The sequence below is a fragment of the Nocardia sp. NPDC049190 genome, assembly GCF_040648115.1.
Classification (GTDB): Bacteria; Actinomycetota; Actinomycetes; order Mycobacteriales; family Mycobacteriaceae; genus Nocardia.
In genome coordinates this window covers 1-2,658 of record NZ_JBEZDE010000103.1, presented here as the reverse complement: position 1 = coordinate 2,658, position 2,658 = coordinate 1, and the positions used below count along the sequence as shown (strand labels likewise).

Genomic DNA, 2,658 nt, shown 5'->3' with positions numbered 1-2,658 from the left:
CGGGCTCGGCGAGGGCGTGCAGGACCTTGTCGGCGCGGTAGCCGGTGACCGAGCCGTCATCGAGAGGCAACGCGGTGGCGTCACCGACGTGGAACGGATGGGACGTCGGTACCTATTTGATGGAGAGCGTGCCCAGGGCGAGTTGGTGGACCTCCGCCAGTTCGGGGCGCAACCGAGCGCCTCGGGTTTCGGCCACGGCAAAAGCGTCGTCCCCGAGCACACCACGAGCGACGCCGACCGCCTCGATGTATTCGTCGCCGACAGGTCCCATTCCCTTGATGTCGACGCCGAGTCTTGCACTGAGTGCTCTGATCCCTCCGGCGAGTTGGGCGGCTTCGGTGGCCAAGGCGGTGAGGGCGACAGAATCGAGGGATTCGGCAGCGATCGTGTCAGCGATGATCTGGGCCAAGATGACCTGGGCCAATGACCACACCCGAATTTCCACCGCCCACAACGCACCCCACTGGTCGCCTGTGGCTAGCTGATGTGCCAGCGCCGAGCGTCCGACGGCGAGAGCCTCGGTGGGGTCGCCGTGTTTGGTGAGGGCTATCGCCCATACTATTTCGGCCCAGGATTTCACCAACAACACCCCGGACGCGGTGATGTGGTCGAGGTGGCGTCGAGCCAGCTCGAGGGCCTGTTGGGAGGTTCCGAGCAGCCCCGCGGCCCCCGCCGCGAACATTTCACACGTCGCCGCAGCGCCATGGTTGCCGAGGTGTTGGGCCTTGTCGTGAGCGCGAGTTAGGACGATGACGGCGCGGGGATCACGGCGAGCAAAAAATAGTTCAGCGCCCCAGGCGAATTCGGCGGGTGCAGGTAGGCCGATGTCGGTTTCGGGCATCTGTCGCCAGCCAATCCTGGTGTCGGGGTCGGGCAGGCAGGTGCTGATGCAGTCCTCGAGTATCTGCTCGGCGTCCTCGCGCTGTCCCTGAAGCAGGGTGATGTACACAAGTTGGGCCAAAGCACCTATTTGGAGTTGGATCGGCTGCGCAGGCAGTACCCGAGTGGCCGCCAGGGTGCGTTCGGTCCAGTGACGAGTCTCTCGCAGGGACCCCCTGTAGAAAGAGGTGCGGAGAGTGGTTAGCGCACAGCAGATTTCCAGGCCGAGTACCGGTTCCCCCGGGGTAGTGATGCTGGTTTCGATGGCGGTAAGAAGATTGTCCCATTCGGCGCGCGCCCAGTCGAGCAGTTCCCGCTCAGCGGGACCGAACCAGTTGGCGGCCGCGAAGACGACTTTGTCGCGGTAGTAGTGGCGGTGGCGAGTCGCGACCCTGGCCGGCACGTCCATCTGGCTGGTAGAACGCTCATAGAGCCGCTGCTGGGCGAATACGCGGACGCTCTCAAGCAGTGAATATCGCACAGTCGTAGTGGTGATATGTACCGACACCAGCGAGTGGTCGACCAGACGCTGCAATACCTCCTCAACCTCATCGGCCGTCACGGTCACCGCGGCACTCGAACTGGCGTCCTCGACGTCGAGAGCGGGACCTTCGCTATCAGGAGCGTCGGCGCAGACGGCTTGGATCGCTTCGAGGTCGGCTCCGACATCGAGAGCCCTGTCGCTGGTATCGTCCTGCGGGTTGGGATCGCAGCCCGCCGCGAACACCGACATGCGGTCCAGCAGCAGACGTTCTTTGCCGTCGCAAAGATCGTAGGACCAAGCGATGACGTCGCCAACAGCCCGGTGTCGAGCCTCGGCCCCGAATCGGGGACCGGACGCCCAATCCATCCGCCTGTCGTCGGCCCGCCCGCTCAAATCATTGAGAATGCCCAACAACGGTCGGCGCCATAGTCGTGCGGCGGCCAGCTGGATAAAAAGCGGATGGTCGTGAACGTGACGACATATGAGCTCGACCGTGGTGATCTGCTCAGGCTCGGTGATCCTGTGGCCGGTCAGTTCGGCCCGCTGCCGGAACAGTGTCAGGGCCTGCCCGCGGGTCAGCGGCGGCACCTCGACCAATTGTTCGTTGGCCAAGCCGATCGCTTCGCGGCTGGTCGCCACGATAGAAAGCCGCGGTACCGCGGCAAGCAGTTCGGTGATCAACTCATCGGCACCACCGACGACGTGCTCACAGTTGTCCAGCACCAACACGACTTGCCGACCTCGCCCTGTCGAATCGGTGACAGTAAACGTATCAACCAGCGCGTCGAAGACCGACCGCCTGGAGAAATCAGCATCCAGCACCGCCTTCGCAACTTCTTTCTCCACCGCGGCACGATCGGAGTCCTTGACCAGCCGCGCCAGCCGCGCCCAATACACAGGCACACCCGTGGCTTTGTGATAGCGGCGCACTGCCTCAGCGGCCAGCCGCGTCTTACCGATCCCACCCGAACCCATCAAGGTGACCAACCGGATCGAGCCCAGGAGCAGCTTGCCGATCTTGGCCAGCTCTGGTTCACGACCGACGAACCCGCTCGTGGCCTGCGACACAGCGTGGGGAACTTCTCTGCGCCTCGCCGACATACTCCAAGCCTAACGCGACGCCTGCACGCCTCTTGTAAAAACCGGGAGGACGAGCCGCTTGGTGCGTATCTCCAGACCGACGTCGGGATTGTGGATCTAATGGTGTTTCTGGCCTGGTTCGCTGGGCGAAGTTCGTCGGGAAGGTGCCGTGATGACGACACTGAATGCCGTGGCGAGGAGAGAGGCTGAGGTTT

General features: G+C 63.5%; 1 protein-coding gene. It reads right to left on the bottom strand.

The genetic code is table 11. The annotated features are described in order from the left end of the window. Positions 1 to 112 precede the first annotated feature (112 nt). Entirely contained in the window at positions 113 to 2,431 is a 2,319-nt protein-coding gene (locus tag AB0B25_RS32025; protein ID WP_357187561.1) for an AAA family ATPase, read from the bottom strand. Between the last annotated feature and the right edge of the window lie 227 nt (positions 2,432 to 2,658).